General features: G+C 46.0%; 1 pseudogene. It reads left to right on the top strand.

Features of this window, described 5'->3' with window-relative positions:
- Positions 1 to 239, top strand: a pseudogene (locus tag SB660_RS23515) (polysaccharide deacetylase family protein); the annotation flags it as partial.

The raw sequence follows: 239 nt of genomic DNA, 5'->3' as shown, positions 1-239 counted from the left end.
GACAAGACTAATGAACAAATAGAACGAACGATCGGTGTTAAGCCAAAGTGGTTCGCTCCGCCGAGCGGAAGTTTCAGAAAAGCGGTTATCGACATTGCAGCTGAGAAACAGATGGGAACAGTCATGTGGACAGTTGATACAATCGATTGGCAAAAGCCGGCTCCGTCTGTACTTCAGACGAGAGTGTTAAGCAAGATACATAATGGTGCCATGATTTTAATGCATCCGACTGACCCTAC

It is taken from the genome of Bacillus sp. SIMBA_005 (genome assembly GCF_046535585.1).
Lineage (GTDB): Bacteria > Bacillota > Bacilli > Bacillales > Bacillaceae > Bacillus > Bacillus pumilus.
This window is presented reverse-complemented; position numbering and strand designations above follow the sequence as displayed.